The sequence below is a fragment of the Microbacterium sp. gxy059 genome, assembly GCF_050958665.1.
Lineage (GTDB): Bacteria > Actinomycetota > Actinomycetes > Actinomycetales > Microbacteriaceae > Microbacterium.
This window is the reverse complement of record NZ_JAMXWT010000031.1, coordinates 1-21,933: the sequence shown is the minus strand read 5'-3', so window position 1 is coordinate 21,933 and position 21,933 is coordinate 1. Positions and strand designations below refer to the sequence as shown.

At 71.9% G+C, this 21,933-nt stretch carries 21 protein-coding genes; 8 read left to right on the top strand and 13 right to left on the bottom strand.

Translation table 11 applies throughout. The features are described 5' to 3' along the window. Nucleotides 1-80: 80 nt before the first annotated feature. From NHL53_RS13890 to NHL53_RS13875, 4 genes are all read right to left on the bottom strand, one after another. The gene (locus NHL53_RS13890) at nt 81-3,563 is read right to left on the bottom strand and encodes an efflux RND transporter permease subunit (RefSeq protein ID WP_433777484.1); all 3,483 of its coding nucleotides are present in this window, start codon (nt 3,561-3,563) and stop codon (nt 81-83) included. Nucleotides 3,564-3,828: 265 nt separating this feature from the next. Then, nucleotides 3,829-4,200, bottom strand: a complete 372-nt coding sequence (locus NHL53_RS13885) for a fluoride efflux transporter FluC (RefSeq protein WP_433777483.1) — start codon at nt 4,198-4,200, stop codon at nt 3,829-3,831. Beyond that, nucleotides 4,197-4,613 carry a CrcB family protein gene (locus NHL53_RS13880; RefSeq protein WP_433777482.1) on the bottom strand — a complete coding sequence of 139 codons (417 nt, stop codon included), beginning with the start codon at nt 4,611-4,613 and terminating at the stop codon, nt 4,197-4,199. Before NHL53_RS13880 ends, NHL53_RS13885 begins: the two co-directional genes overlap by 4 nt. Before the next feature lie 85 nt (nt 4,614-4,698). Then, the gene (locus NHL53_RS13875; protein ID WP_433777480.1) at nt 4,699-5,229 is read right to left on the bottom strand and encodes a universal stress protein; all 531 of its coding nucleotides are present in this window, start codon (nt 5,227-5,229) and stop codon (nt 4,699-4,701) included. Between the two features lie 160 nt (nt 5,230-5,389). Here NHL53_RS13875 and NHL53_RS13870 point away from each other — a divergent pair, with 160 nt between their 5' ends. Further along, nucleotides 5,390-5,578: a DUF3073 domain-containing protein gene (locus NHL53_RS13870; RefSeq protein WP_433777479.1), complete on the top strand. Its 189-nt coding sequence runs from the start codon at nt 5,390-5,392 to the stop codon at nt 5,576-5,578. A gap of 126 nt (nt 5,579-5,704) precedes the next feature. Here the strand turns inward: NHL53_RS13870 and NHL53_RS13865 are convergent, their stop codons facing one another. From NHL53_RS13865 to NHL53_RS13855, 3 genes are all read right to left on the bottom strand, one after another. Beyond that, nucleotides 5,705-6,964, bottom strand: coding sequence for an MFS transporter (locus NHL53_RS13865; protein WP_433777478.1), 1,260 nt, complete (start codon nt 6,962-6,964; stop codon nt 5,705-5,707). A 261-nt stretch (nt 6,965-7,225) separates the two neighbouring features. Next, the gene (locus NHL53_RS13860) at nt 7,226-7,831 is read right to left on the bottom strand and encodes a PadR family transcriptional regulator (RefSeq protein WP_433777477.1); all 606 of its coding nucleotides are present in this window, start codon (nt 7,829-7,831) and stop codon (nt 7,226-7,228) included. Then, nucleotides 7,831-8,754 (bottom strand): DUF4097 family beta strand repeat-containing protein, encoded by a 924-nt coding sequence (locus tag NHL53_RS13855; protein ID WP_433777476.1) that lies wholly within the window; start codon nt 8,752-8,754, stop codon nt 7,831-7,833. Before NHL53_RS13855 ends, NHL53_RS13860 begins: the two co-directional genes overlap by 1 nt. 178 nt (nt 8,755-8,932) lie before the next feature. On the opposite strand from NHL53_RS13855, the gene NHL53_RS13850 reads away from it, so the two are divergent. Both NHL53_RS13850 and NHL53_RS13845 read left to right on the top strand, forming a co-directional pair. Continuing rightward, complete coding sequence (locus NHL53_RS13850; RefSeq protein ID WP_433777485.1) at nt 8,933-9,682, top strand: MerR family transcriptional regulator; 750 nt, start codon at nt 8,933-8,935, stop codon at nt 9,680-9,682. A 274-nt stretch (nt 9,683-9,956) separates the two neighbouring features. Further along, a complete protein-coding gene (locus NHL53_RS13845; protein WP_433777475.1) occupies nt 9,957-10,535 on the top strand; it encodes an HdeD family acid-resistance protein in 579 nt (192 codons plus the stop codon). A 58-nt stretch (nt 10,536-10,593) separates the two neighbouring features. Here the strand turns inward: NHL53_RS13845 and NHL53_RS13840 are convergent, their stop codons facing one another. After that, nucleotides 10,594-11,508, bottom strand: coding sequence for a LysR family transcriptional regulator (locus tag NHL53_RS13840; RefSeq protein WP_433777474.1), 915 nt, complete (start codon nt 11,506-11,508; stop codon nt 10,594-10,596). 184 nt (nt 11,509-11,692) lie between these two features. Here NHL53_RS13840 and NHL53_RS13835 point away from each other — a divergent pair, with 184 nt between their 5' ends. From NHL53_RS13835 to NHL53_RS13825, 3 genes are read left to right on the top strand one after another with little or no spacing between them, the layout of a single operon-like run. After that, nucleotides 11,693-13,210 (top strand): sodium/proline symporter, encoded by a 1,518-nt coding sequence (locus NHL53_RS13835; RefSeq protein ID WP_433777473.1) that lies wholly within the window; start codon nt 11,693-11,695, stop codon nt 13,208-13,210. Nucleotides 13,211-13,232: 22 nt separating this feature from the next. Beyond that, the gene (locus tag NHL53_RS13830) at nt 13,233-14,000 is read left to right on the top strand and encodes an enoyl-CoA hydratase/isomerase family protein (RefSeq protein WP_433777472.1); all 768 of its coding nucleotides are present in this window, start codon (nt 13,233-13,235) and stop codon (nt 13,998-14,000) included. After that, nucleotides 13,997-15,523: a class I adenylate-forming enzyme family protein gene (locus NHL53_RS13825; RefSeq protein WP_433777470.1), complete on the top strand. Its 1,527-nt coding sequence runs from the start codon at nt 13,997-13,999 to the stop codon at nt 15,521-15,523. Before NHL53_RS13830 ends, NHL53_RS13825 begins: the two co-directional genes overlap by 4 nt. Before the next feature lie 51 nt (nt 15,524-15,574). Here NHL53_RS13825 and NHL53_RS13820 read toward each other — a convergent pair whose 3' ends face one another. Then, nucleotides 15,575-15,943: a TIGR02611 family protein gene (locus NHL53_RS13820; protein WP_433777468.1), complete on the bottom strand. Its 369-nt coding sequence runs from the start codon at nt 15,941-15,943 to the stop codon at nt 15,575-15,577. A gap of 85 nt (nt 15,944-16,028) precedes the next feature. On the opposite strand from NHL53_RS13820, the gene NHL53_RS13815 reads away from it, so the two are divergent. Beyond that, nucleotides 16,029-16,877 (top strand): CPBP family intramembrane glutamic endopeptidase, encoded by an 849-nt coding sequence (locus NHL53_RS13815; protein WP_433777467.1) that lies wholly within the window; start codon nt 16,029-16,031, stop codon nt 16,875-16,877. A 13-nt stretch (nt 16,878-16,890) separates the two neighbouring features. Here the strand turns inward: NHL53_RS13815 and purF are convergent, their stop codons facing one another. From purF to NHL53_RS13795, 4 genes are read right to left on the bottom strand one after another with little or no spacing between them, the layout of a single operon-like run. Then, complete coding sequence (purF, locus tag NHL53_RS13810; protein ID WP_433777466.1) at nt 16,891-18,363, bottom strand: amidophosphoribosyltransferase; 1,473 nt, start codon at nt 18,361-18,363, stop codon at nt 16,891-16,893. 7 nt (nt 18,364-18,370) lie between these two features. Next, nucleotides 18,371-19,504, bottom strand: coding sequence for a phosphoribosylformylglycinamidine cyclo-ligase (gene purM / locus NHL53_RS13805; protein ID WP_433777465.1), 1,134 nt, complete (start codon nt 19,502-19,504; stop codon nt 18,371-18,373). A gap of 31 nt (nt 19,505-19,535) precedes the next feature. Then, nucleotides 19,536-19,901 (bottom strand): potassium transporter Trk, encoded by a 366-nt coding sequence (locus tag NHL53_RS13800; protein ID WP_433777464.1) that lies wholly within the window; start codon nt 19,899-19,901, stop codon nt 19,536-19,538. A 46-nt stretch (nt 19,902-19,947) separates the two neighbouring features. Next, entirely contained in the window at nt 19,948-20,298 is a 351-nt protein-coding gene (locus tag NHL53_RS13795) for a sterol carrier family protein (protein ID WP_433777463.1), read from the bottom strand. A 256-nt stretch (nt 20,299-20,554) separates the two neighbouring features. Here NHL53_RS13795 and purD point away from each other — a divergent pair, with 256 nt between their 5' ends. After that, nucleotides 20,555-21,820, top strand: coding sequence for a phosphoribosylamine--glycine ligase (gene purD, locus NHL53_RS13790; RefSeq protein ID WP_433777462.1), 1,266 nt, complete (start codon nt 20,555-20,557; stop codon nt 21,818-21,820). Nucleotides 21,821-21,933: the final 113 nt, after the last annotated feature.

The following is a 21,933-nucleotide window of genomic DNA, read 5'->3' as shown; positions in this document are numbered from 1 at the left end:
GCGCGCTCGTGCACGGCCGCGATCGGAAGGTGGTCGCCCAGGCCCGCCCCGGATCCGGGGCGGGCCTCCTGCGCGCGGGCTCAGCGGCGGCGTCGGTGCACCGGCGGGGCCGCCGGGAGCTCCGCCTCGTGCCGCTGGTCGGGGTGCTGCACGGTCACGGTGACGATCGGCGGGGCGCCGGCCGGCGCTCCCGGCTGGTGCACGTCGACGACCGTCTGCGCCGCCTGCGGCGGCGAGACGTGCGCATCCTCCGCATAGCCGGCGGGCAGCGCCTCCGCGCGCGGAGCCTGCACCACCGCGCCGGGAGTCCGCGCCTCGGCGCGGGTCTCCGGGACCTCCTGCCGCGCGGGAGCCCCGTGCTCGTCCGGCGCGCCGTGCGCGTCGGACGGCGCGGCCGACGCGGGCGCGTCGCCCGTCGGCTCCGGGTGCGGCCCCTCCGGGTCGCGCGGCCCCGAGAGGTCCTCGCCCCGACGCAGGGCGCGGCGCTCGCGCGCGCCCTCGACGAGGTTGTACAGCGTCGGCAGCACGATGAGCGTCAGGAAGGTCGACGAGACGAGACCGCCGATGACGACGATCGCGAGCGGCTGGGAGATGAACCCGCCGTGTCCCGTGATGCCGAGCGCCATCGGAGTCAGCGCGAAGATCGTCGCGAGCGCCGTCATGAGGATCGGGCGCAGACGCATCGACGAGCCCGCCATCGTCGCGTCGTGCACGCTCAGGCGATGCCGGTCGCGGTACTGGTTGACGAGGTCGACCAGCACGATCGCGTTCGTCACGACGACGCCGATGAGCATCAGCACGCCGATGAGCGACGCGACGCCGAGCGGCACGCCCGTGATGACCTGCAGCAGGATCGCTCCGGTCGCCGCGAACGGCACCGACACGAGCAGCAGCAGAGGCTGGCGCAGCGACTTGAACGTCGCCACCATCACGATGTAGATGATGAGGATCGCGGCGAGCATCGCGAGGCCGAGCTGCTGGAACGCCTGCTGCTGGTCCTCCGCGACGCCGCCGAGCGACGCGGTCACGCCGTCCGGCAGGTCGGCGTCGTCGATCGCCGCCTGCGCCGAGGCGGTCACGACGGCGAGGTCGTCGGTCGAGGGCGGCACCGTGATGGTCGCCGACCGACGCCCGGCCACGGTCGTGATCGACGCGGGGCTCTCCGACTCCTCGACGCTCGCGAGGTCGTCGAGGCGCAGCATCCCCTGCGGGGTGGGCACCTCGAGGGCGCGCAGCTCGTCAGCCGTCGCGGGCGGATCCTGGGCCTCGATGTAGATCGTGAGCGACGAGTCGTCGATCTCGACGGATCCGGTCTGCTGCGGCTGCATCGCGGCGTTCACCATGCCGCCGATGGCCGCCTCGCTCATGCCGTGCTCGGCGGCCTTCGCCCGATCGACCTCGACCGCGATGTACGGCATGGCCGCCTCGAGGTTGTGCGTGACCACGCCGACGCCGTCGCGGCCGTCCAGGTCGTCGGCGATCGCCTCCGTCGCCTCGCGCAGCTCGTCGGATCCGGCCGCCTCGACGGTGATCGCCACATCCATGGATCCCATGCCCGCCGCCGCGTCGACGGAGATGTCGCCGGCGCCGTCGAGGCCGTCGAGGAGATCCTGGAGCTCCTGTCGCAGCTCCTCCTGGTCGACGTCCGCGTCGGTCATCACCGAGTAGGTGATGCCGGCTCCGCTCGAGAAGGCGTCCTGCAGCGGGGATCCGCTGGATCCGATCGACACCTGCACGTCGGAGACGCCGTCGACGCCCTCGAGCTCGTCCTCGACGAGGCGCGCGGCCTCGTCCTGGGTCTCGAGGCTCGCCGAGTCGCCGACCTTCTGCGAGATGGTGAGGGTGTTCTGCCCCGTGTCGCCGAGGAAGTTGATCTTCATGAGCGGCGCCAGCGCGACCGTGCCGATCATGACGACGACGGCGAGCGCGAGCGTCGCCCACGAGTGCCGCAGCGTCCAGCTCAGGATCGGCTGGTACGCCTTCTGCAGGCGCGACTTCGGCGCGTCGGGGTGCTCGGGATCGATGCGCTCGCCGTTCTCATCGAGCAGCTGCTGGCCGGGCTTCATGAACCAGTAGGCGAGCACGGGCACGATCGTGAGCGCGACGATCAGCGACGCGAGCATCGCGATCGTGACGGTCATCGCGAAGGGCCGGAACAGCTCGCCGACCATGTCCCCGACGAACACGATCGGCAGGAACACGGCGACGGTCGTGATGGTCGACGCCGTGATGGCGCCCGCCACCTCGCGCACGGCGAGGCGGATCGCATCGCCCTTGTCCGCGCCCTCGACGTAGTGGCGCTTGATGTTCTCGATGACGACGATCGAGTCGTCGACGACGCGCCCGATGGAGATGGTGAGGGCGCCGAGCGTGAGCATGTTCAGCGAGTAGCCGAACGCCTGCATGCTCGCGAACGAGATGAGGATGCTGGTGGGGATCGAGATCGCGGTGACGAGCGTCGAGCGGATCGACAGGAGGAACACGAGGATCACGAGCACCGCGAACACGAGTCCGAGCACGCCCTCGACCGCGAGGGTCTCGATCGACTGGGTGATGAACGGCGCCTGGTCGAACACGACCGTGAACTCGGCGTCGGACATCTTGTCGCCGATCTCGTCGAGCGCCGCGATGACGCCCTCCGACACCTCGACGGTGTTGCCGTCCGGCAGCTTGGTCACGGAGATCGAGATGGCGTCCTCGCCGTTGACGCGCGAGATCGACGTGACGGGATCCCGCTCCTGCTCCACGGTCGCGACGTCGCCGAGCGTGCGCTGCGGCGGGGCGGAGACCTCGCCGGTCTCGGGGTTCACCTGGGGCTCCGCGGTCGAGACGAGGGGGAGGTTCCGCAGGTCGTCGACGGAGGTGAGCTTCACGCCGGTCTGCACCGTGAGGGTGTCGTCTCCCTCCGTGATCTCGCCGCCGGGGAACAGGCTTCCGTTCTGCTGCAGCGCGTCGGTGATGGACTGCTGCGTGAGGCCCGACTGCGCGAGCTTCTCGGCATCCGGGGTGATCGTGATGCGCTCGCCCGCCGCGCCGACGAGGGCGGCGGATCCCACGCCCTCGACGTCCTCGATCTCGGGCAGGGCGATGCTCTCGAGCTGCTCCTGCGCGGTGGCGGGGTCGTCGAAGCCCGATACGGCCACCTGGATCACCGGGAGGTCGTCGAGCGAGATCGCCATCACCTGGGGATCGAGGTCGTCGGGGAGCTCGCCGGAGATGCGGTTGATCGCCTGCTGCATCTTCTGCTCGGCCGTGCCCATGTCGGTGCCGTAGTCGAACATCGCCTGCACGATCGACGCGTTGGTGGTGCTCGTCGCGCTCGTCGAGTCGAGGCCGGGCACGGCCTGCACGGCCTGCTCGATCGGCGTGGACACGTCGGCCTCGACGACGTCGGGCGAGGCGCCGGGGTAGGTCGTCATGACGACGAGCGCGGGCAGCTCGATCTGCGGGATGAGCTCCTGCTTGAGGCTCGTCATCGAGAGGCCGCCGAAGACGGCGGCCGCGATGGTGATCAGCGCGATGAGGGCGCGGTTCCGGAGACTCAGGACGGCGAGTTTCGACACGGGGATCCTCGAGGTTCGGGGGCGGCGGGACCGCGGCGGACGACCCCGACTCGATACGCATGTGTATCCGCACCGGAAGTCTTTCACACGGCCGCGACGCGCCCGGAATCGAGAGCGGCCTTCTCAGCAGGTTCATCATCTGTCGAAGATGCCGCGCAGGATCTCGCCGCGCCCCGCCCCGATCCGCCGCCCTCTCTGTCACCCCGCGGCCGGGCCGCCCGCGCTCGCGCGGGAGGGCGGAGCGGACGCGGTGCGACGATCGGCGTCAGGCGAACGGCGCGAGGAGGAGGGCGGTGACGAGAGACGCCGCGATGCACGCGGCGAGCGTGCCGCCCGCGTTCCCGATCGCGGCCCGGCGCCTCCCCTGCCGCCACATCGCGGCGGTGTCGACGGAGACCGTGCTGAACGTGGTGTACCCGCCGAGCAGCCCCGTCCCGACGATCGCCACGTCCTCGGCGGGCAGCACGCCCGGGCCGAGCATCATCAGCGCGACGAAGGCGACGCAGCCGGTGACGTTGACGAGCAGGATCGGCCACGGGAAGCCGGGCCCGGCGGGGCGCGGCATCGTCGCGTCGATCAGCCAGCGCAGCCCCGCGCCGACGCCGCCCGCGACGCCGATCCCGAACGCGACGATCACGACGCGCCTCCCCGCCTGGCGATCCGCTCGCCCAGGGCGAGACCGGCCCACGCGGCGAGCGCGCCCGCGACGACGAGCATGATCATGCCCAGCAGGACGACGACCCCGAACCAGGCGGCCGACCCGGCGAAGAGCCCCGCGTAGGCGACGAAGAACACGGTGAGGGCGCTGTAGGAGGTGAAGCCCCCGAGCAGGCCGGTGCCGAGCAGCGCGCGCCAGCGGGGGCGGCGGGATCCGAGGATCCCGACCACCGCGCCCAGCGCCAGGGATCCGCCGATGTTCACGGCGGCGAGCGGCCAGATCGTCGGCGACGGCGCGGTGAGGGCCCACCGCAGCAGGGATCCGACCGCGCCGCCCGCGATCACGAGGGGCAGCATGACCCAGTCGATGCGGGGCCGGGCGTCAGCGGTCACGCGCCGATGCTACGCGGTTTCCGGAGCCTCGCGGGCGCCCCCGCTCCGGGCGAGGGCGCCCGCGGAGCAAGGGCGGCGGGAGGGCTCAGGCGTCGGCGAAGGGGTCGTGCTCGTCGGGGACCGGCTCGTCGACGGGCACGACGAGCAGCGGGCGGTGCTGGCGGTGCGACAGGCGCGCCGCGACCGACCCCGTGAAGAACTCGCGCACGGTCTCTCCGAAGCCGCGCTTGCGGGTGCCGAGCACGATGAGCGGGGCGTCGATCTTGCTGGCGTAGTGCTTGATCGCGAGCGCCGGGTCGCCGACGAGCTGCACGGTCGTCCACGACACGTCGGACCCCGCGAGCGCCTGCTCGACCTGGGCGCGCACCTCCTGCAGCTCCTGCACGCCGGCGTCGACATTGATGTCGATCGGCGCCGTGTGCGGCACGCCCTCGGGATCCTCGTAGGTCACGAACCGCGTGACGTCGACGTGCACCACCGCGAGGGGCACGCCCATGAGGGAGGCGTATCGTGCCGCTTCAGCGACGACGCGGGGCGTCTGGCCGGGAATGATCGCGGCGATGACGGCTCCCGTCAGCTCGGGGGCCGTTTCGGGGCTGTTCTGGACATCGGCCATGATGCGCACCTCCTGCCGTTCGGAGCCTGAGGTTCAGGCCCCGTGGTATCCTGAATTCTACTCTTTCCCGGGGAATTTCCGGGTCCCATGAAAGCATGCATCTGCATACGGGTTCGAGGGCATTCCCAGCAGATCAACGTTAAAAGGGGGTCGACGCGCTATGGGACGTGGCCGTCAGAAGGCGAAGCACACCAAACTCGCGCGCGAGCTCAAGTCGTTCAGTCCCACTGTCGACTACTCGGCGCTCGAGCGTGAGCTGACGCATAAGAACGATGACGATGCGTACGTCGACCGCTGGGCCGACATGTACGAAGACGAAGACGAGGACGACGAGCCCGCGAGGGTCTGACGCCTCTTCTTCGCACGACGTCGGCGGGCGCCGCAGGTTCACCCCTGCGGCGCCCGCCGACGTCGTGCGTGCGGGTCGGGATCGCGTGCGCCGACGCGCGGCCGCCACGCGGCTCGTCGGCTCGCCTCAGTCGCGAGAGGCGCGGCGGAGGCGGCGGCCGAGCAGGAGGAACACGCCGATCCCGAGCGCGATGAGGGCGAGCATCGGCAGGAACGCGATGCGGAAGACGTCCATCGAGTAGGCGTCGGGGGTCGTGGCGCCGAGAGAGGTGAGCACGAGGCCCGTCAGCCAGACGCTGATGAGGCCGCCCGTGAAGCCCGCCATGTTGACGATGCCGTTGGCGCGCGCGGCGAGCCGCCCGGGCACGAGCTCGCGCGCGAGGTCGAACCCCATGAGCGACGCAGGCCCGCCGGCGGCGACCGTGAACACGAGCAGGCCGACGAGGATCGCGGGCGTGGGCTGCGGCCAGAACAGCAGGAGCGCCCAGGAGGCGATGTGCGCGATGCCCGTGCCCACGACGATCGCCGTGCGGGCCCGCCCGCCGTCGCGCGCGAGGCGTCCGAACGCGATCCCCGTGATGGCGCCGCAGACGGGCAGCCCCGCGAGGGCGAGGCCGAGCCCCTCCCCGTCGAGCCCCGCGCCGTGGGACAGCAGCAGGGATCCCCACGTCACGATGAACACCGTGTAGGGCACGTTGCCCACGAGGTGGGCGGCGAAGGCGAGCCAGGTGCCCGGGTAGCGGGCGACCTCCCCCGTGCCGCGGACGACCTCGACGATGGACTCGCCGCCGGCCGTGCGGGTGCGGTCCGGCCCGGTGAGCGCCAGCACGAGCCCGGCGACGAGGGCGGCGACGCCGCTGAACGCCGCGAGCACCGCGAATCCTGTGGGCCAGCCGCCGATGTCGATGATCGCGAGCAGCGGCGTGGCGGTGAGCACGACGCCGACGTTGCCCACGACGCCGAGCAGCTGGATCCCGGGGCTGATCCACGCGGGTCGCGCGGTCACCGCGATGAGGCGGATCGCTGAGGGGAACACCATCGCGTCGCCGAGACCGGCGAGCGCCCGGCCCGCGAGGAGCACGGAGAACACGTCGCCGAAGCCGACCATGAGCTGGCTGACGGCGATGATCGCAACGCCGGAGAGCATCGTGACGCGCGCGCCGACGCGGTCGATGACCATGCCCACGGGGATCTGCACGCCCGCGTAGACGAGCAGCTGCAGGATCCCGAACATCGCGAGCTGGTCGCTCGTGAGGTCGTAGCGCTCGCTCGCGAGGCCGCCCGTCGCCGACAGCGACGTGCGCGACATGATCGCGGCGAGGTAGGCGACCGCCCCGACGGCCCACACGGCCACGCGCAGCGCGGGGCGGGGATTCGTCGGAGCCATGTCGCCTCCGAGCCTACGCCCGCGCCGCCGAGCGCCCGGTGAGTGCGCGATCGCGATGGGTCGCCGCGAAATGCGGGGTCGCGGGGCACCCGGGCCGCGTTCTCTGGCGCCCCTCGCACCGCCCCATGCGCCTCGCCGGGAGACGTCGCCTCCGACGGCCCGCCCGCCGCGCTTCGTGGCGGCCCACTCGAACGAGCGACCGCGCACGCGGAGCGGGCCGCCGTGATCCCGAAGGATCCCGGCGGCCCGCTTCGCGCTCCCCTACCGCGCGAGGACGTCGCGCACGCGGGCGACGATGCCGTCGAGGTCGCGCTGCAGCGCGTCGACCACGGCGGCGTCGAGCCGCCCGCCGCGCGCGACGTGCGTGCGCAGCTCGGCGCGCAGACTGCCGCGGAAGGACGAGATGGCCCCCTCGGCCCGCATGAGCTCGGCGCGGGAGGCGACCCGCGGATCGTCCTCGGCGGGCGGGGGCTCCTCGCTGCGCTGAGCGGCGCTCGCGGCCGCGAGGTCGGCGCGCAGGCTCTTCATCGCCTCGCGCACGTTCGCGCGCACGCCGTCGGCGATGAGGCGCACGGAGTCGGCGAGACCCTCCTGGATCCCCTCGATCTCGTCGGCGCGCTCGCGCACCTCGGCGCGGCCCGCGTCGGTGATCGCGTAGACCGCCTGGCGCCCGTCCTTCGTCTTCGTGACGAGCCCCTCCTCCTCGAGCTTCGCGAGGCGGGGGTAGATGGTGCCGGCGCTCGGCGTGTATGTGCCGCCCGTGCGCTCGCCGAGCGCCTGCATGATGCCGTACCCGTGCAGCGGCTGCTCATCGAGCAGGCTCAGCAGGTAGAGGCGCAGGTCGCCGTGCTGGAAGACGGGAGGCATCAGGCCCTCTCCTCGCCCTCGCCGTCGGATCCGCGCTCCGCGACGTCCCTCGGCACCTCGACCGTGTCGGCCGTGCGGTTCTCGCTCGGCCACACCACCTCGCCGTCGACGTCCGAGGCGGCGGGCTGATCGCCCGAGCGCAGCACGGTGATCGCGCCGCCGACGGTGTTGATGCGCACGTCGGCGAACATCCCGGACAGCTCGCCCGCGGACCCCGTGTAGCTGGATCCGTGCGCCACGCCGTCGATGTGCACCCGCCCGCCGACCGTGCGGATCGCGTAGTTCGCGGGATACCCGCGGTCGAGTCGCAGCGTCGCCGCGCCCGACACGGTGTTGAGCGCCGCCTTCTGCAGCGGGCCGGTCGCGTCGATGAACACGGCGCCCGAGACGGTGTTCACGTCGGTGCGCACCACCTCTCCCGACACGGCGACGTCACCCGAGACCATGTCGCTCGAGAACGGCCCCCGGAGTCCGCGCACCTGCACGTCGCCCGAGACGCCGTGGGTGCTGAGGGATCCGACGAGGCCGTCGACGAGCACGTCGCCCGAGACGGTGTTGATCGTCGCGTCGGCCTCGAGCCCCGCGACGAGGGCGCCCGCCGAGACGACGCCGAGCGTGAGACGCGTCTCCCGCGGCACCGCGATGCTGATCTCGGCGCGCGGCCCGCTGGATCCGAAGTTGCGGAAGGCGGTGAGGAAGTTGTCCCAGCGCACCTGCGGGTGGTCGATCTCGAGCTCGTCTCCCGAGATGTCGATGCGCAGATCCTTCACCGCGACCTCGTGCACCTCGACCCGCACGTGATCGTCGTCGTGCCCGATGATGTCGACCTGCCCGGCGGCCAGCCCGACCTTGAGCCGGGCGATGTCGGCGACGTCGATGACGCGCGCCTCGCCCGGATGGATGATCCACTTCTCCTGAACCATGTCCCCTGCCTCGTGAACGGCCGGTCCCCCGGCGTCGACTATCGAGATATATCTCGATATCGACCACGATAGACGCGATGTATCTCGAGTGCAACCTGATCCGGGCTTGACCTTGACGCGACGTCAGCCCCGACCGTGGAATGGAGCCACTCGCGAAGGAGGAGCCGTGACCGCCGAGATGTCGATCCAGCAGGTGGCGCGCGTCGCCGGCACCACCAGCCGGGCGCTGCGCCACTACGACCGCATCGGACTGCTGCACCCCAGCAGCGTCGGCGCCAACGGATACCGCATGTACGACGCCGACGCCCTCGTGCGCCTGCAGCGGATCCTCCTCCTGCGCGACATGGGAGTGGGGCTCGCGCAGATCGGAGAGATCCTCGAGCGGCACGCCGACGAGGCCGGCTCGCTGCGCACCCACCTCGGGTGGCTCGAACAGGAGAGACGACGGATCGAACGGCAGATCAGCGCCGTGGCATCGACCGTCGACGCCATCGAGAACGGGAGAGACCCCATGACGGAGAACATGTTCGACGGATTCGACCACACGCAGCACCAGGAGGAGGTCGAGCGGCGCTGGGGCGCCGAGACCTACGCCTCGTCCGACCGGTGGTGGCGGAGCCTGAGCGACGAGGAGCGCGCCGCCTTCCAGGAGGAGACCCGCGCCCTCGCCGCCGACTGGGCCGCCGCCGCGGAGGAGGGCGAGGATCCCCGATCCGCCCGGGCGCAGGAGCTCGCCGAGCGCCACGTGGCGTGGCTGAGCGCGAGCCCCACGCCGGCCCGCGACCCCGAGCAGCTGCACGGATACGTGCGCGGCCTCGGCGACATGTACGTCGCGGACCCGCGCTTCGGCGCGAACTACGGCGGCGAGGCAGGAGCCTCGTTCGTGCGCGACGCGCTGCGCGCCTGGGTCGAGGCCCGCGAGCGGTAGCCCGGACGTCGGCGCCTGCCCGGAGACCCCGGGCAGGCTCCGACGACGGGCGGGGCGCCGGGCGGCGCCTCCCGGCGCCCCGTCCACACAGACGGCCTCCGCGCATCGCCGCGAGCCTTCTCCGCCCGCCGGCGTGCAGGACGACGCCAGATCTCGCCTCGCCGACGAGACACGCCGATGCTCCCCGCGCGCCCGCCGAAGATCGGCGTCGTCCTGCACGGGCGGGCGGAGTAACGTCGAGAGCACCACAGCACCCTCGCCCCCAGGAGGCAGCATGTCCGCCGATACCCGACCCGTCTACGGCCTGCGCCAGAGCCTGCGCACGGCGATCCTCGTCAGCAGCATCGTGTCGCTGCTGTTCGGGCTCGCGATCCTCATCTGGCCCGTGAAGTCCGCCGCCGCGATCACGATCCTCGTCGCGATCTACACGCTCGTGGGCGGTCTGCTGAACCTCGTCTACGGCATCGCGTCGAAGGGCACGGGCGGGTGGATGCGCGCCGGGCTCATCGCGCTCGGCCTGCTGTTCATCGCCGCGGGCGTCGTCGCCGTCGCCGACCTCGGCGAGACGACGCTGCTCCTGGCCGTGTTCGTCACCACGTTGCTCGGCATCGCCTGGATCTTCGAGGGCGTCGTCTCGCTGTTCAGCCTCGGCGGACGCGACACCGCCTGGGAGGGCAGCGAGCGCGGGCACAAGGGGTGGACGGTCTTCTTCGCGATCGTCAGCATCCTCGCCGGCATCGCGCTCATCCTCTCGCCGCTCCTCACCGCCCTCTGGCTGTGGATCTTCGTCGGCGCGACGCTCGTCGTGTTCGGCATCATCGGCATCTTCCGCGCGGCCGCCCTCGGCAAGTAGGCCTCCCGCGCGGCACGACGGGGCGTCCGATCGGATGCCCCGTCGTCGCGTTCCCGGCTCAGGCCTCGCGCATCTGCCTGCCCGCGACATGGCGCAGCGCCCGCACGAACGGGTCAGCCAGCGCGCTCGCATCGTCCGGGCGCGTCGCGGTGATGATCTGGCGACGCGGCATCGTCCCCTCGACGGGGAGCGACACGACGCCGTCCGGGGCGTCGCGCAGGCCGATCTCCGGCACGAGCGCCACAGCGAGGCCCGCATCGACGATCCCCAGGACCGTGCCCAGGTTGTTGCTGCGGAACGCGATGTCCGGCGCGAACCCGGCGCCCGTGCAGAGCGCGGTCAGGCAGCGGCTCGACGGGGTCTCCTCCCGGTGCGCCACCCACGTCTCCGCCGCGAGCTCGCCGAGCCCGATCCGCTCCTTCGCCACGAGACGGTGCTTGCGCGGCGCGACGACGAACAGCCGCTCGGTCATGATCTCCGACAGCTCGAGGCCCACCGGGAACTCCGAGGGCACGAGGTCGTATGCGAACCCGAGCGCCACGTCGATGCTCCCGTCCGCGACCCGCGGGAACAGCTCATAGGGCTCGCCCTCGTCGAGGGTGATCTCGACATCGCGACGCCGCACGAGGAACCGCGCGATCGCAGGGCCGACGATCGCCCCGCCCGCCGAGTTGAACGTGCCGATGCGCAGGCGCCCCGCCTCGCCCGCACCGAGCCGTGCGATGTCGATCTCGATCTGGTCCAGGAGATCGAAGATCTCCGCGGAGCGCTGCACGAGATGATGCGCGGCCTCGGTGGGCACGACGCGGCTCGCCTCCCTGACGAACAGACGGAGGCCGAGATCCTGCTCGAGCCCCGCGATCTGCTGCGAGACGGCGGACGCCGTGTAGCCGACCTCGCGCCCCGCCGCCGCGAACGACCCCGCGGAGACCACGCCGCGCAGCGTGCGCAGCGTCTTCGTGTCCGGGATCACCTCGCGAGTGTACGCCCGCGGCGAGCGCCCCCGCGAGCATAAGCGGGGCTGTCGCTCACCCCCTCGAAGTCTTGCCCCGCCCCCGTATCAGCGTTCTCCCCGCATCCATACAGTTGTCTCCCATCGACGACGTCGCCGCCCACCGCGGGCGACCTGGCGCACCACAGCAACGGAGTCTCGAATCATGCCGACCAACGCGGACCTCTCGACGGTCATCGTCTTCGTCCTCTACCTGGTCGCCGTCCTGGCGATCGGCATCTGGGCCTATCGCAAGAACAACGACATGGGGGACTTCGCCATCGGCGGGCGTCGCCTCGGCACCTTCGTCACCACGCTCAGCGCGAAGGCCACCGACTCGAGCCAGTGGGTGTTCTTCGGACTGCCCGGGGCGTTCTACATCAGCGGCATGCGCAACATCTGGCTGATCATCGGACTCACGATCGGCTTCTACCTCAGCTGGAAGCTGCTCGCGGGGCGCCTGCGCACCTACTCGAGCAAGGTCAGCGACTGGCGCACGGACGCGCCGGGCGAGTCCGTCACCCTGCCCGGGTTCTTCGCCAACCGCTTCCGCAGCAACTCGGTCCGCACCGCGTCGGCGATCTTCATCATCATCTTCTACGTCATCTACCTCGGCTCGGCGTTCATCGCCACGGGCGTCATCTTCCAGCAGATCTTCGGCGGATCCGTCGTCACCGGCACGATCGTCGGCGCCGTCGTCGTCATGGTCTACTCGTCGCTCGGCGGATACCTCGCGAGCAGCTACACCGACCTCGTGCAGGGCCTCCTCATGTGGGGCAGCCTGATCGCCGTGTCGGTCGTCGCGATCGCCAAGGTCGGCGGCGTGGGCGGATTCATCGAGGCGATCTCCGCGGAGAACCCCGACCTCGGATCGCCCGTCGCCGCCGTCGAGCTCGTCGGCGACTCCTGGATCACGGCGGGGTCCTCGGTGCCGTTCGTCGCCATCGTCTCGGCCCTCGCGTGGGCGTTCGGCTACTTCGGATCGCCCCACATCCTCGCGCGCTTCATGGGGATGCGGAAGGCCGAGTCGGCGCGAGGGGGCGCCCGGCTCGGGCTGTTCCTCTCGATCACGCTCCTCGGCTCGGCCGGCGTCGTCGGCTTCGCCGCGATCGCCATCTTCGGCAGCGGCCTGGAGAACCCCGAGGACGCGTACATGGCCCTCGTCGGCGAGCTCTTCCCGAGCTGGGTCGCGGGCATCTTCCTCGCCGGCGTGCTCTCGGCGGTGATGAGCACCGCCGACTCGCAGCTCGTCGTCGCCTCGACCACCCTGACCGAGGACTTCTACCGCGCGTTCATCAACCGCGAGGCGCCGCAGAAGACGCTCGTCTGGCTCAGCCGCGTCGCGGTGCTCTTCTGCACCGGCGTCGGCATCCTCGTCGCCCTGCGCGGCGGCACGATCCTCGACCTCGTGGGCTACGCCTGGGCGGGATTCGGTGCGAGCTTCGGCCCCGCCCTGCTCGCCGCGCTCTACTGGCGGCGCGCCACGTGGTTCGGCGCCCTGCTGAGCATCATCGTCGGCGGATCGACCGTCATCCTCTATCGCATGGTCGACACCATCGGCCTGTACGAGCTGATCCCCGGCTTCGCCGCCGGCCTCCTCGCTCTCTGGCTCGGCAGCTGGCTCGGCCCGAAGAAGAAGCAGGCCCCCGTCACCGCCCAGTTCGACGTCCTCACCGCCCGCTGAATCCCGAAAGAAGGAGAATCACATGCCCACGCTCGACCTCGCCGTCCGCGACCGCATCGCGATCATCACGCTCAACAACCCCGCCGCCCTCAACGCCTGGACCCAGGACATGCAGGACGACATGGCCGCGAAGCTCGACGAGCTCGACCGGAGCCCGGACGTCGACGGCATCGTCCTCACCGGGGAGGGAGACCGCGCGTTCTGCGCCGGACAGGACCTCAAGGAGGTCGCCTCGTTCACCGAGAACCACGTCGAGGAGTGGCTCGACCGGTTCCGCCGCGTCTACGACGCCGTCCTGTCGAACTCGAAGCCCGTCATCGCGGCGCTGAACGGCGTGACAGCCGGATCCGGGTACCAGCTCGCGCTGCTGTGCGACCTGCGCATCGCGCACGCCGGAGTGCGGATCGGCCAGCCGGAGGTGCGGTCGGGGATCCCCAGCATCACCGGCATGTACCTGACCTGGCAGTCGGTCGGACTCAGCAAGACCGCCGAGATGATGCTGACCGGCCGTCTCCTCGAGGCGCAGGAGGCCGCGGATCTCGGCATGATCGCCGAGATCCTGCCGCAGGACGAGGTGCTCCCGCGCAGCATCGCCCTCGCGAAGGAGCTCGCGGCGCTGCCGAAGCACGCGTTCTCGCTGACGAAGCAGCGGATCCGCGCCACGCTGATGCCGGGGCTCGAGGACGCGTTCGCGGCGGCCCTCGACGCCGACAAGCAGGCCTACGGCGACGGCGAGCCCCAGCGGACCGCCGACGACTTCGTCTCGAAGAAGGGCGCGAAGCAGGAATGAGCGCGCCGAGGACGAGCCTCGCCGAGGCCGAGGACTTCCTCCGCGGGCCGCGCCTCGCCGACGCGCTGACGGATCTCGCCCGCGACGCACCCGAGCGCGTGTACCTGCGGGAGCGGGGGCGGGAGGTCACGACGGCCGACCTCGCGCGCGAGGTCGAGCGGACAGCCGAGGCGCTCCGCGCGCAGGGCGTGACGGCGACGTCGCGCGTGGCGATCGCGCTGCCGGTCTCCGTGGAGCACGTCGCGCTGATCTTCGCGGTTCTGCGGATCGGCGCGCTCTGGATCCCGCTCAACCCGCAGCTGAAGGGGGAGCCGCTCGCCCATCAGATGCGGGACTCGGGCGCGACGCACGTCGTCGCCGCGCCGCTCTCACCGCTCGGGGAGGAGCTGAGCGAGGGGCTCCTGCCTCTCGGATCGGAGGCCGGATCCGGGGACGACGCGCGGCTCTTCGCCGTCGCCGACGCTCCCGTCTCCGCGGACGAGGAGCGCCGCGAGGCGAGCCTGCTCATGTACACCTCGGGCACGACGGGGCCGCCGAAGGGCGCGCTCGTGACCGAGACGATGCTGCGCGCCGCCGTCCTGGGCGCCATCGAGGTCACCGCTCCGGAACCCGGCGACGTGTTCTACGTGTGGGAGCCGCTGTTCCACATCGGCGGCGCCCAGGTGGTCTTCCTCCCGCTCTTCCGCGACGTCGCGCTCGCGCTCGCGCCGCGGTTCAGCGCCTCCCGTTTCTGGCGCGACGTGGTCGACTTCGACGTCACCCACATCCACTATCTGGGCGGCGTGCTGCAGATCCTCCTGCAGCTCCCGCCCGACGAGGCGGAGCGCGCGAACCGCGTGCGGGTCGCGTGGGGAGCGGGAGCGACGCCCGAGGTGCGCGCGGCGTGCCGCGAGCGGTACCGGTTCGCGCTGCACGAGTGCTACGGGATGACGGAGACGTCGAGCATCGTCACGGTGAATCGCGACGAGGTCGACGGCGGCGTGGGCGAGCCCCTGCCGTGGGTCGACGTGGCCGTGTCGGACGCCAGGGAGGTGCTCGTGCGCGGGCGGGTGCCCGGCCTCCTCACGCCGGGCTATCTGGGGAACCCGGCGGCGACCGAGAAGGCGCGCGAGGGCGACTGGTTCCGCACGGGCGATCTCGGCCGCCTGGACGATCGCGGCCGGCTGCACTTCACGGGGCGCGGAAGCGACAGCATCCGAGTGCGCGGCGAGAACGTCTCCGCGTGGCAGGTCGAGAGCGTCTTCGGACTGCACCCCGATGTCGACCGCTGCGCCGTCGTCGGCGTCGATGCCGAGGTCGGCGAGCAGGAGATGCTCCTGCTGCTCACGGCCGCGGAGGGGCGCCATCCGGATCCGTCGGAGGTGCTGAGCTGGGGCGCCGAGCGCCTCGCCCCGTTCCAGCTGCCGCGCTATGCGCGCATCGTGGAGGAGATGCCCCTCACGCCGAGCCAGCGGATCGCGAAGCACCGTCTGCCCCGCGACGTCGACGGCGCGGCGGAGCGTCCCCGGCCGGCGCGCCGCTGAGCGGCGCCCCTCCCCTCGTCCGCGCGGCGGAGCCCGGGAGGAGCGCCGACCTCAGGCGCGAGCGCGGCGACGCTCGCGGCGCTCCTTCGTCCACGCCCAGAAGCGGGAGAGCTGGCGGCGCAGCCAGCCGGCGGCGCGGTGCGCCCACCGGAACTCGGTGGCGAGCACGGCGAGGCCCGCGAACACGACGAGCCAGCCCGGCCCCGGAAGCGGAACGAGCACGAGCCCCAGGGCGACGAGAGCGGCGCCGAGCAGGCCGATCACGACGCGATAGGCGATGTCGACGAGGCGGTTGCGCGCGATGAGCCGGCGCATCGCCCGACCCCAGCGGACGGCCCACCCCGGCCGCTCCTCCTCGCGCACGGCGGGGACGGCGGGCGTCGGGCGGATCTCCACGACCTGGATGGCGTCGGCGGTCATGCCCGGAGCCTAACGCGCTATATCTCGATGCGCGCCCGCTCTTCCCGAGAGTTCCCCCTGCGCCGCCTCGCGATAGCGTGAGGGCGTGACCTCCCCCGCGAAGGCCCTCGGCCCGGCCGCGGCCGTCTGCGCCGCCGCCCCGGCGTTCTTCGTCTGGGGGTGGGATCCGCTGGGCTGGGCGCTGCTGGCGATCGCGATCGTCGGGGCGCTGCTCGTCGACCGGAGCGAGGGATCCCCGCTCCTCCCCCGCCCGCGCACCCCGGGACGGGGTCCGCGCCCCTCCCTCGCCCGCGACCTGTCGCTCATCGCGGTCGGGATGCTCATCGTGCACGCGATCGACCTCGCGGCGCAGCTCGACGACGCGTCGATGCTGCGCTTCACGGTCGCCCTCGGGGGCGCGGTCGCGGTGCCGTACGCCCTCTCGCGCTTCGTCTTCCGCGACCGGGCGATCGCCTTCCCGTGGCGCGGACCGGGTCGCTGGCGGCCCTGGCAGTGGATCTGGCTCGCCCTCGTGATCGTGCTCGGCTGGCTGATCCTGCCGTTCTACTTCGTCACGAGCGGCGTCTACCGCAACTGGCCCGTCGTCGACACCGCCGACCTCATCGCCCGCCTGTTCGTCGGCGTCGGCGCGGTCGGCATCTGGGACGAGCTGTTCTTCATCTGCACCGTGTTCGCGCTGCTGCGCCGCCACCTGCCGGACGCGCTCGCCACCATCCTGCAGGCGGTCGTGTTCGTCTCGTTCCTCTGGGAGCTCGGCTATCGCGAGTGGGGCCCGATCCTCACGATCCCCTTCGCGCTGCTGCAGGGCGTCATCTTCCTCCGCACGCACTCCCTCGCCTACGTCGTGACGGTGCACCTGCTGTTCGACGCGGTCGTGTTCGGCGTGCTCGTGCACGCGCACAACCCGGGGCTGCTGCCGATCTTCCTCGTGTGACGGGGCCGAGCGCTCAGGATCCCTGCGTCTCGGCGACCCAGGCGAGGTACTCGGGGGTGATGGTGCCCGTGATGTAGCGGCCGTCGAAGCAGCTCATGTCGAGATCGTCGATGTGCGCCCCGCTCGCGTTGCCCTCGAGGATCGCCTGCTTGAGGTCGTCGATCTCCTGGTAGACGAGGTGGTCGGCGCCGAGCTCGTCGCGGATCTCCGGGATCGTGCGGCCGTGCGCGATGAGCTCCTCCGCCGACGGCATGTTGATGCCGTACACGTGCGGATAGCGCACGGGAGGCGCGGCGGAGGCGAACGTGACGCTCTCGGCGCCCGCGTCGCGCGCCATCTGGATGATCTGGCGGCTCGTCGTGCCGCGCACGATCGAGTCGTCGATGAGCAGCACCTTCTTGCCGCGGAACTCGCTCGACATCGTGTTGAGCTTCTGGCGCACGCTCTTCTTGCGCATCGCCTGGCCCGGCATGATGAACGTTCGGCCGACGTAGCGGTTCTTGTAGAAGCCCTCGCGGTACTCGATGCCGAGCACCCGCGCGACCTCCATCGCCGACGGCCGCGACGAGTCGGGGATCGGCATGACGACGTCGATCTCGCCGGCTGGCACGTGCTTGGCGATCGTCGCCGCGAGCTTCTCGCCCATCCGCAGGCGCGACTCGTAGACGCTGATGCCGTTCATCACCGAGTCGGGGCGCGCGAGGTACACGTACTCGAACGAGCAGGGGGCGAGCATCCGCTGCTCCGCGCACTGCGCGCTCGACATCTCGCCGTCGCTCGTGATGAACACGGCCTCGCCGGGCGCGATCTCGCGCACGACCTCGTAGTCGGCGTTCTCGAGCACGAGCGACTCGCTCGCGACGACCCACTCGTCCCGCCCGTCCGCGGCGGTGCGACGCCCCAGGATGAGGGGGCGGATCCCGAACGGATCCCGGAACGCCAGGAGCCCGTACCCCGCGATGAACGCGATGACGGCGTAGGCGCCCTCGATGCGCGCGTGCGTGCGGCGCACAGCCTGGAAGATGCGCTCGGCGTCGAGGTCCACGGCGCTCGTCGTGGCCTGCAGCTCGCTCGCGAGCACGTTGAGCAGCAGCTCCGTGTCGCTCGAGGAGTTGAGGTGCCGGCGGTCGCGCCGCTCCATCTCGCGCGAGAGCTCGCGGGTGTTCGTGAGGTTGCCGTTGTGGATCAGCGTGATGCCGTAGGGGGCGTTGACGTAGAAGGGCTGCGCCTCCTCCTCGCTCGACGCCGTGCCGCGGGTCGCGTATCGCACGTGGCCGAGGCCGACGTTGCCGAGCAGCGAGCGCATGTCGCGGGTGCGGAACGCCTCGCGCACCATGCCGTTGTTCTTCGCCATGTGCATGACGCCGCTCGCCTCGGTCGTGGCGATCCCCGTCGCGTCCTGACCGCGGTGCTGCAGGAGGAGGAGGGCGTCGTAGATGTCCTGGTTCACATGGTCGCGTCCGACCATTCCGACGATGCCGCACATGGGTGGGTTACTTCGCTCCGTCCGCGTACGCGCCCACGAGCCGCACGGCTCCGCCGTCGACCCCCTTGGCGCCCTGCTCGAATCCTTCGTCCGGCGCCGCGCCGAGCCGCACCGTGCCGACCTGCCAGGCGGGGATCCCGTCCCCGCCGAGCGCCGCGATGGCGTCGCCCGCCCGGTCCGCCTGGACGACGGCGAAGAAGCCGACGCCCAGGTTCCACGTGCCCTCGCTCGACTCGAGCGTCGTGCCGGCGATGTCGCTCAGCACGCGGAAGACCGGCGCGGGGCTCCACGTCGACCGGTCGACCTCCGCCCACGTGCCCTTCGGCAGCACGCGCGCGAGGTTCGCCGCGATGCCGCCTCCCGTGACGTGGCTGAGGGCGTGGACGCCCGATCCGACGCGCTCGATGAGGCTCAGCAGCGGCGACGTGTACAGGCGGGTCGGCTCGAGGAGCGCCTCGCCCCAGGTGGCGCCGAGGTCGTCGGAGCGGTCGCCGTAGCCGAGGCCGGCGTTCTTCAGGATGTGGCGCACGAGCGAGTAGCCGTTGGAGTGGATGCCGCTCGACGCGAGCGCGAGGATCGCGTCGCCGTCCTCGACGCGGTGCGCGCCGAGCATGCGGTCGGCCTCGACGACGCCGGTCGCGGCGCCCGCGACGTCGTAGTCGTCCGGGCCGAGAAGACCGGGGTGCTCGGCGGTCTCGCCGCCGACAAGGGCGGTGCCCGTGGCGGCGCACGCCTCGGCGATGCCGCGCACGATGTCGGCGATGCGCTCGGGGTGCACCTTGCCGCACGCGATGTAGTCGGTCATGAACAGCGGCTTCGCGCCGACCACGACGATGTCGTCGATGACCATGCCCACGAGGTCCTGGCCGATCGTGTCGTGCTTGTCGATCGCCTGCGCGATCGCGACCTTGGTGCCGACGCCGTCGGTGCTCGTCGCGAGCAGCGGGCGCTCGAACGCCTTCAGCGCGCTCGCGTCGAAGAGGCCGGCGAAGCCGCCGACGCCGCCGAGCACCTCGGGGCCGTGGGTCGCGCGGACCGACGACTTCATGAGCTCGACCGCGAGGTCGCCGGCTGCGGTGTCGACGCCGGCTGCGGAGTAGGTGGACCGATGCGCCTCGTCGGGCGTTGCGGGGGCAGTCACGGATCCCAGGGTAGTCGCTCGCGGCGGAGGCTCAGCGCTCGTCGACGTTCTCGACGGAGGCGCGCATGCGGCGCACGCGGCGGCTCTGCACGCGGTCGAGCACGAGGGCGAGGATCATCATGATCGCGATGCCCGCGGGGATGCACCACAGGAGGATGAACCCGAACGCCTGCGAGGGAGAGTAGGTCACCTCGGTGTAGGGGCTGGGGGCCGTCGTGCCGTCGAAGACGGTCGTGAGCACGAGCGCGGCGACGATCCCGAGCGCGACGCCGAGCGCCGTGAAGACGCCGTACTTCGGGGAGCGGCGGATGACGACCTCGGCCACGGGACGACCCTGCGGCTCCCGCTCGGGGGGCGTCAGCCCCGGCGCCCGATCTGCGTCGTCCTTGCCAGCCATGCCCTCATTCAAGCACCGCGTGCCTGGGAAGCGGCACGGCGCGGCCTCACCAGAGCACGGGAATCAGGTCGGAGATGTCGGCCCGCGTGCCGGACGCGGAGATGCGGTCGGACGCCTCGCTCCAGGGGATCTCGCCCGTCGCGAGCGCGACCCACGTGCGGGGGTCGGTCTCGACGACGTTCGGGGGCGTGCCTCGGGTGTGCGCGAGCCCCTCGACGACCTGCACGGCCCCGAACGGCGGCACGCGCACCTCGACGGTCTTCCCCGGGGCGCGCTCCTCGAGCAGCTGCAGCAGGTAGCGCACGGCGGTCGCGAGGTCGGTGCGCGCGGGCGTCTCGGCGGCGCGCACGGCGTGGATCGCGGCGCGTCCCGCCGCGGTGTCGATCTTGCGGGGCATGCGTCCATTCTCGCGCGGCGGCTCCCCCGGGAGCGCCCCTCGGTGGGCGCACCATGTCTCACGAGCTGTCGGAACGGATACCGGACACCCGCACGGTTCGAGACACGGGTCCTTCGACGGGCGCACCGTGTCTCGCGTCCTGCGGGAACGACGCCGCCGTACCCGCGCGAAGCGAGACACGGAGGGCGGAGACCACCGCGGTCTGCCCGCCCTCCCGCGCGTGCCTCGAGCGCGCACGGCCTCTACGCTGGGGGACGTGAAGATCCTCGTTCTCGGCTCCGGTGCACGTGAGCACGCCATCGTCCTCGCCCTCTGCGCGGAAGACGCGCCTCACGAGATCCTCGCCGCCCCCGGCAACGCCGGCATCGGCGAGCAGGCGACGATCGTCGACGTCGACATGCTCGACCCCGGCGCCGTCACCGGATTCGCGCAGGAGCACGGCGTCGACCTCGTCGTCGTCGGCCCCGAGGCGCCGCTCGTTGCCGGCGTCGCCGATGCGCTGCGCGAGCGAGGGATCCCCGTGTTCGGGCCGGGCGCGAAGGCGGCTCAGCTGGAGGGCTCGAAGGCGTTCGCGAAGCGGATCATGCAGCAGGCCGACGTGCCCACGGGTCGCGCCGCGCACGCCCGGGATCTCGACGAGACGGCGGAGGCGCTCGACGAGTTCGGCGCCCCGTACGTCGTGAAGGCCGACGGGCTCGCCTCCGGTAAGGGCGTCATCGTCACCGACGACCGCGACGCGGCGCTGGCGCACGCGGCGGCCTTCCTGCCCCAGGGCCCGGTGCTCGTGGAGGAGTTCCTCTCCGGCCCGGAGGTGTCGCTGTTCTTCCTCAGCGACGGCGACACGGTGCGCCCCCTCACGCCGGCGCAGGACTTCAAGCGCGCGCTCGACGGCGACGAGGGCCCCAACACGGGCGGCATGGGCGCGTACACGCCCCTCCCCTGGCTCGCCGAGCGCTTCGGCAGCGTCGCGGGCTTCGTCGACGAGGTGACCCGCACGGTCGCCGAGCCGGTGGTGCGCGCCATGGACGAGGACGGATCCCCGTTCATCGGACTCCTGTACGCGGGTCTCATCGTGACGGACGCCGGCGTGCGCGTGATCGAGTTCAACGCGCGCTTCGGGGATCCGGAGACCCAGGTAGTGCTGCCCCGGCTCGAGACGCCGCTGTCGCGACTGCTGATGTCCGCGGCGAAGGGCACGCTCGAGGACGAGCCCGCCCCGGCGTTCTCGGACGAGGCGGTCGTGACGGTCGTGCTGGCGAGCGAGGGCTACCCCGCGGCGCCGGTGACGGGCCGCGAGATCACGGGCGTCGAGGAGGCGGAGGGCATCGAGGGCGTGCACGTCGCGCACGCCGCGACGGCGCGCGTGGGCCAGCGGCTCGTCGCCACGGGCGGCCGGGTGCTCAACGTCGTCGCTCGCGGCGCGACGTTCGCCGAGGCGCGTCAGCGGGCGTACGCCGCGATGGACCGGATCTCCCTCGAGGGCGCGCACTTCCGCACCGACATCGCCGCTCGCGTGGCGTAGCGCGAGATCCTCGTCGCCCCGAGGACGCGCGCGACGACGCGCGTCCTCGGGGCGACGGGCGCGCCTCCGCGGAGACGCGAAGCGGGGGGGGGGCCCCCCCCGCCCCCCCCCCC

Coding starts and splice junctions, on each gene's coding strand:
- NHL53_RS13820 (WP_433777468.1), bottom strand. CDS start 15,943: ATGACCGCCGACGCCATCCAGGTCGTGGAGATCCGCCCGACGCCCGCC.
- NHL53_RS13875 (WP_433777480.1), bottom strand. CDS start 5,229: ATGGCCGATGTCCAGAACAGCCCCGAAACGGCCCCCGAGCTGACGGGA.
- NHL53_RS13855 (WP_433777476.1), bottom strand. CDS start 8,754: ATGGTTCAGGAGAAGTGGATCATCCATCCGGGCGAGGCGCGCGTCATC.
- NHL53_RS13850 (WP_433777485.1), top strand. CDS start 8,933: ATGTCGATCCAGCAGGTGGCGCGCGTCGCCGGCACCACCAGCCGGGCG.
- purF (WP_433777466.1), bottom strand. CDS start 18,363: ATGTGCGGCATCGTCGGAATGGTCGGACGCGACCATGTGAACCAGGAC.
- NHL53_RS13795 (WP_433777463.1), bottom strand. CDS start 20,298: ATGCCCCGCAAGATCGACACCGCGGCGGGACGCGCCGCGATCCACGCC.
- NHL53_RS13845 (WP_433777475.1), top strand. CDS start 9,957: ATGTCCGCCGATACCCGACCCGTCTACGGCCTGCGCCAGAGCCTGCGC.
- NHL53_RS13830 (WP_433777472.1), top strand. CDS start 13,233: ATGCCCACGCTCGACCTCGCCGTCCGCGACCGCATCGCGATCATCACG.
- NHL53_RS13825 (WP_433777470.1), top strand. CDS start 13,997: ATGAGCGCGCCGAGGACGAGCCTCGCCGAGGCCGAGGACTTCCTCCGC.
- NHL53_RS13870 (WP_433777479.1), top strand. CDS start 5,390: ATGGGACGTGGCCGTCAGAAGGCGAAGCACACCAAACTCGCGCGCGAG.
- NHL53_RS13860 (WP_433777477.1), bottom strand. CDS start 7,831: ATGCCTCCCGTCTTCCAGCACGGCGACCTGCGCCTCTACCTGCTGAGC.
- NHL53_RS13800 (WP_433777464.1), bottom strand. CDS start 19,901: ATGGCTGGCAAGGACGACGCAGATCGGGCGCCGGGGCTGACGCCCCCC.
- NHL53_RS13865 (WP_433777478.1), bottom strand. CDS start 6,964: ATGGCTCCGACGAATCCCCGCCCCGCGCTGCGCGTGGCCGTGTGGGCC.
- NHL53_RS13835 (WP_433777473.1), top strand. CDS start 11,693: ATGCCGACCAACGCGGACCTCTCGACGGTCATCGTCTTCGTCCTCTAC.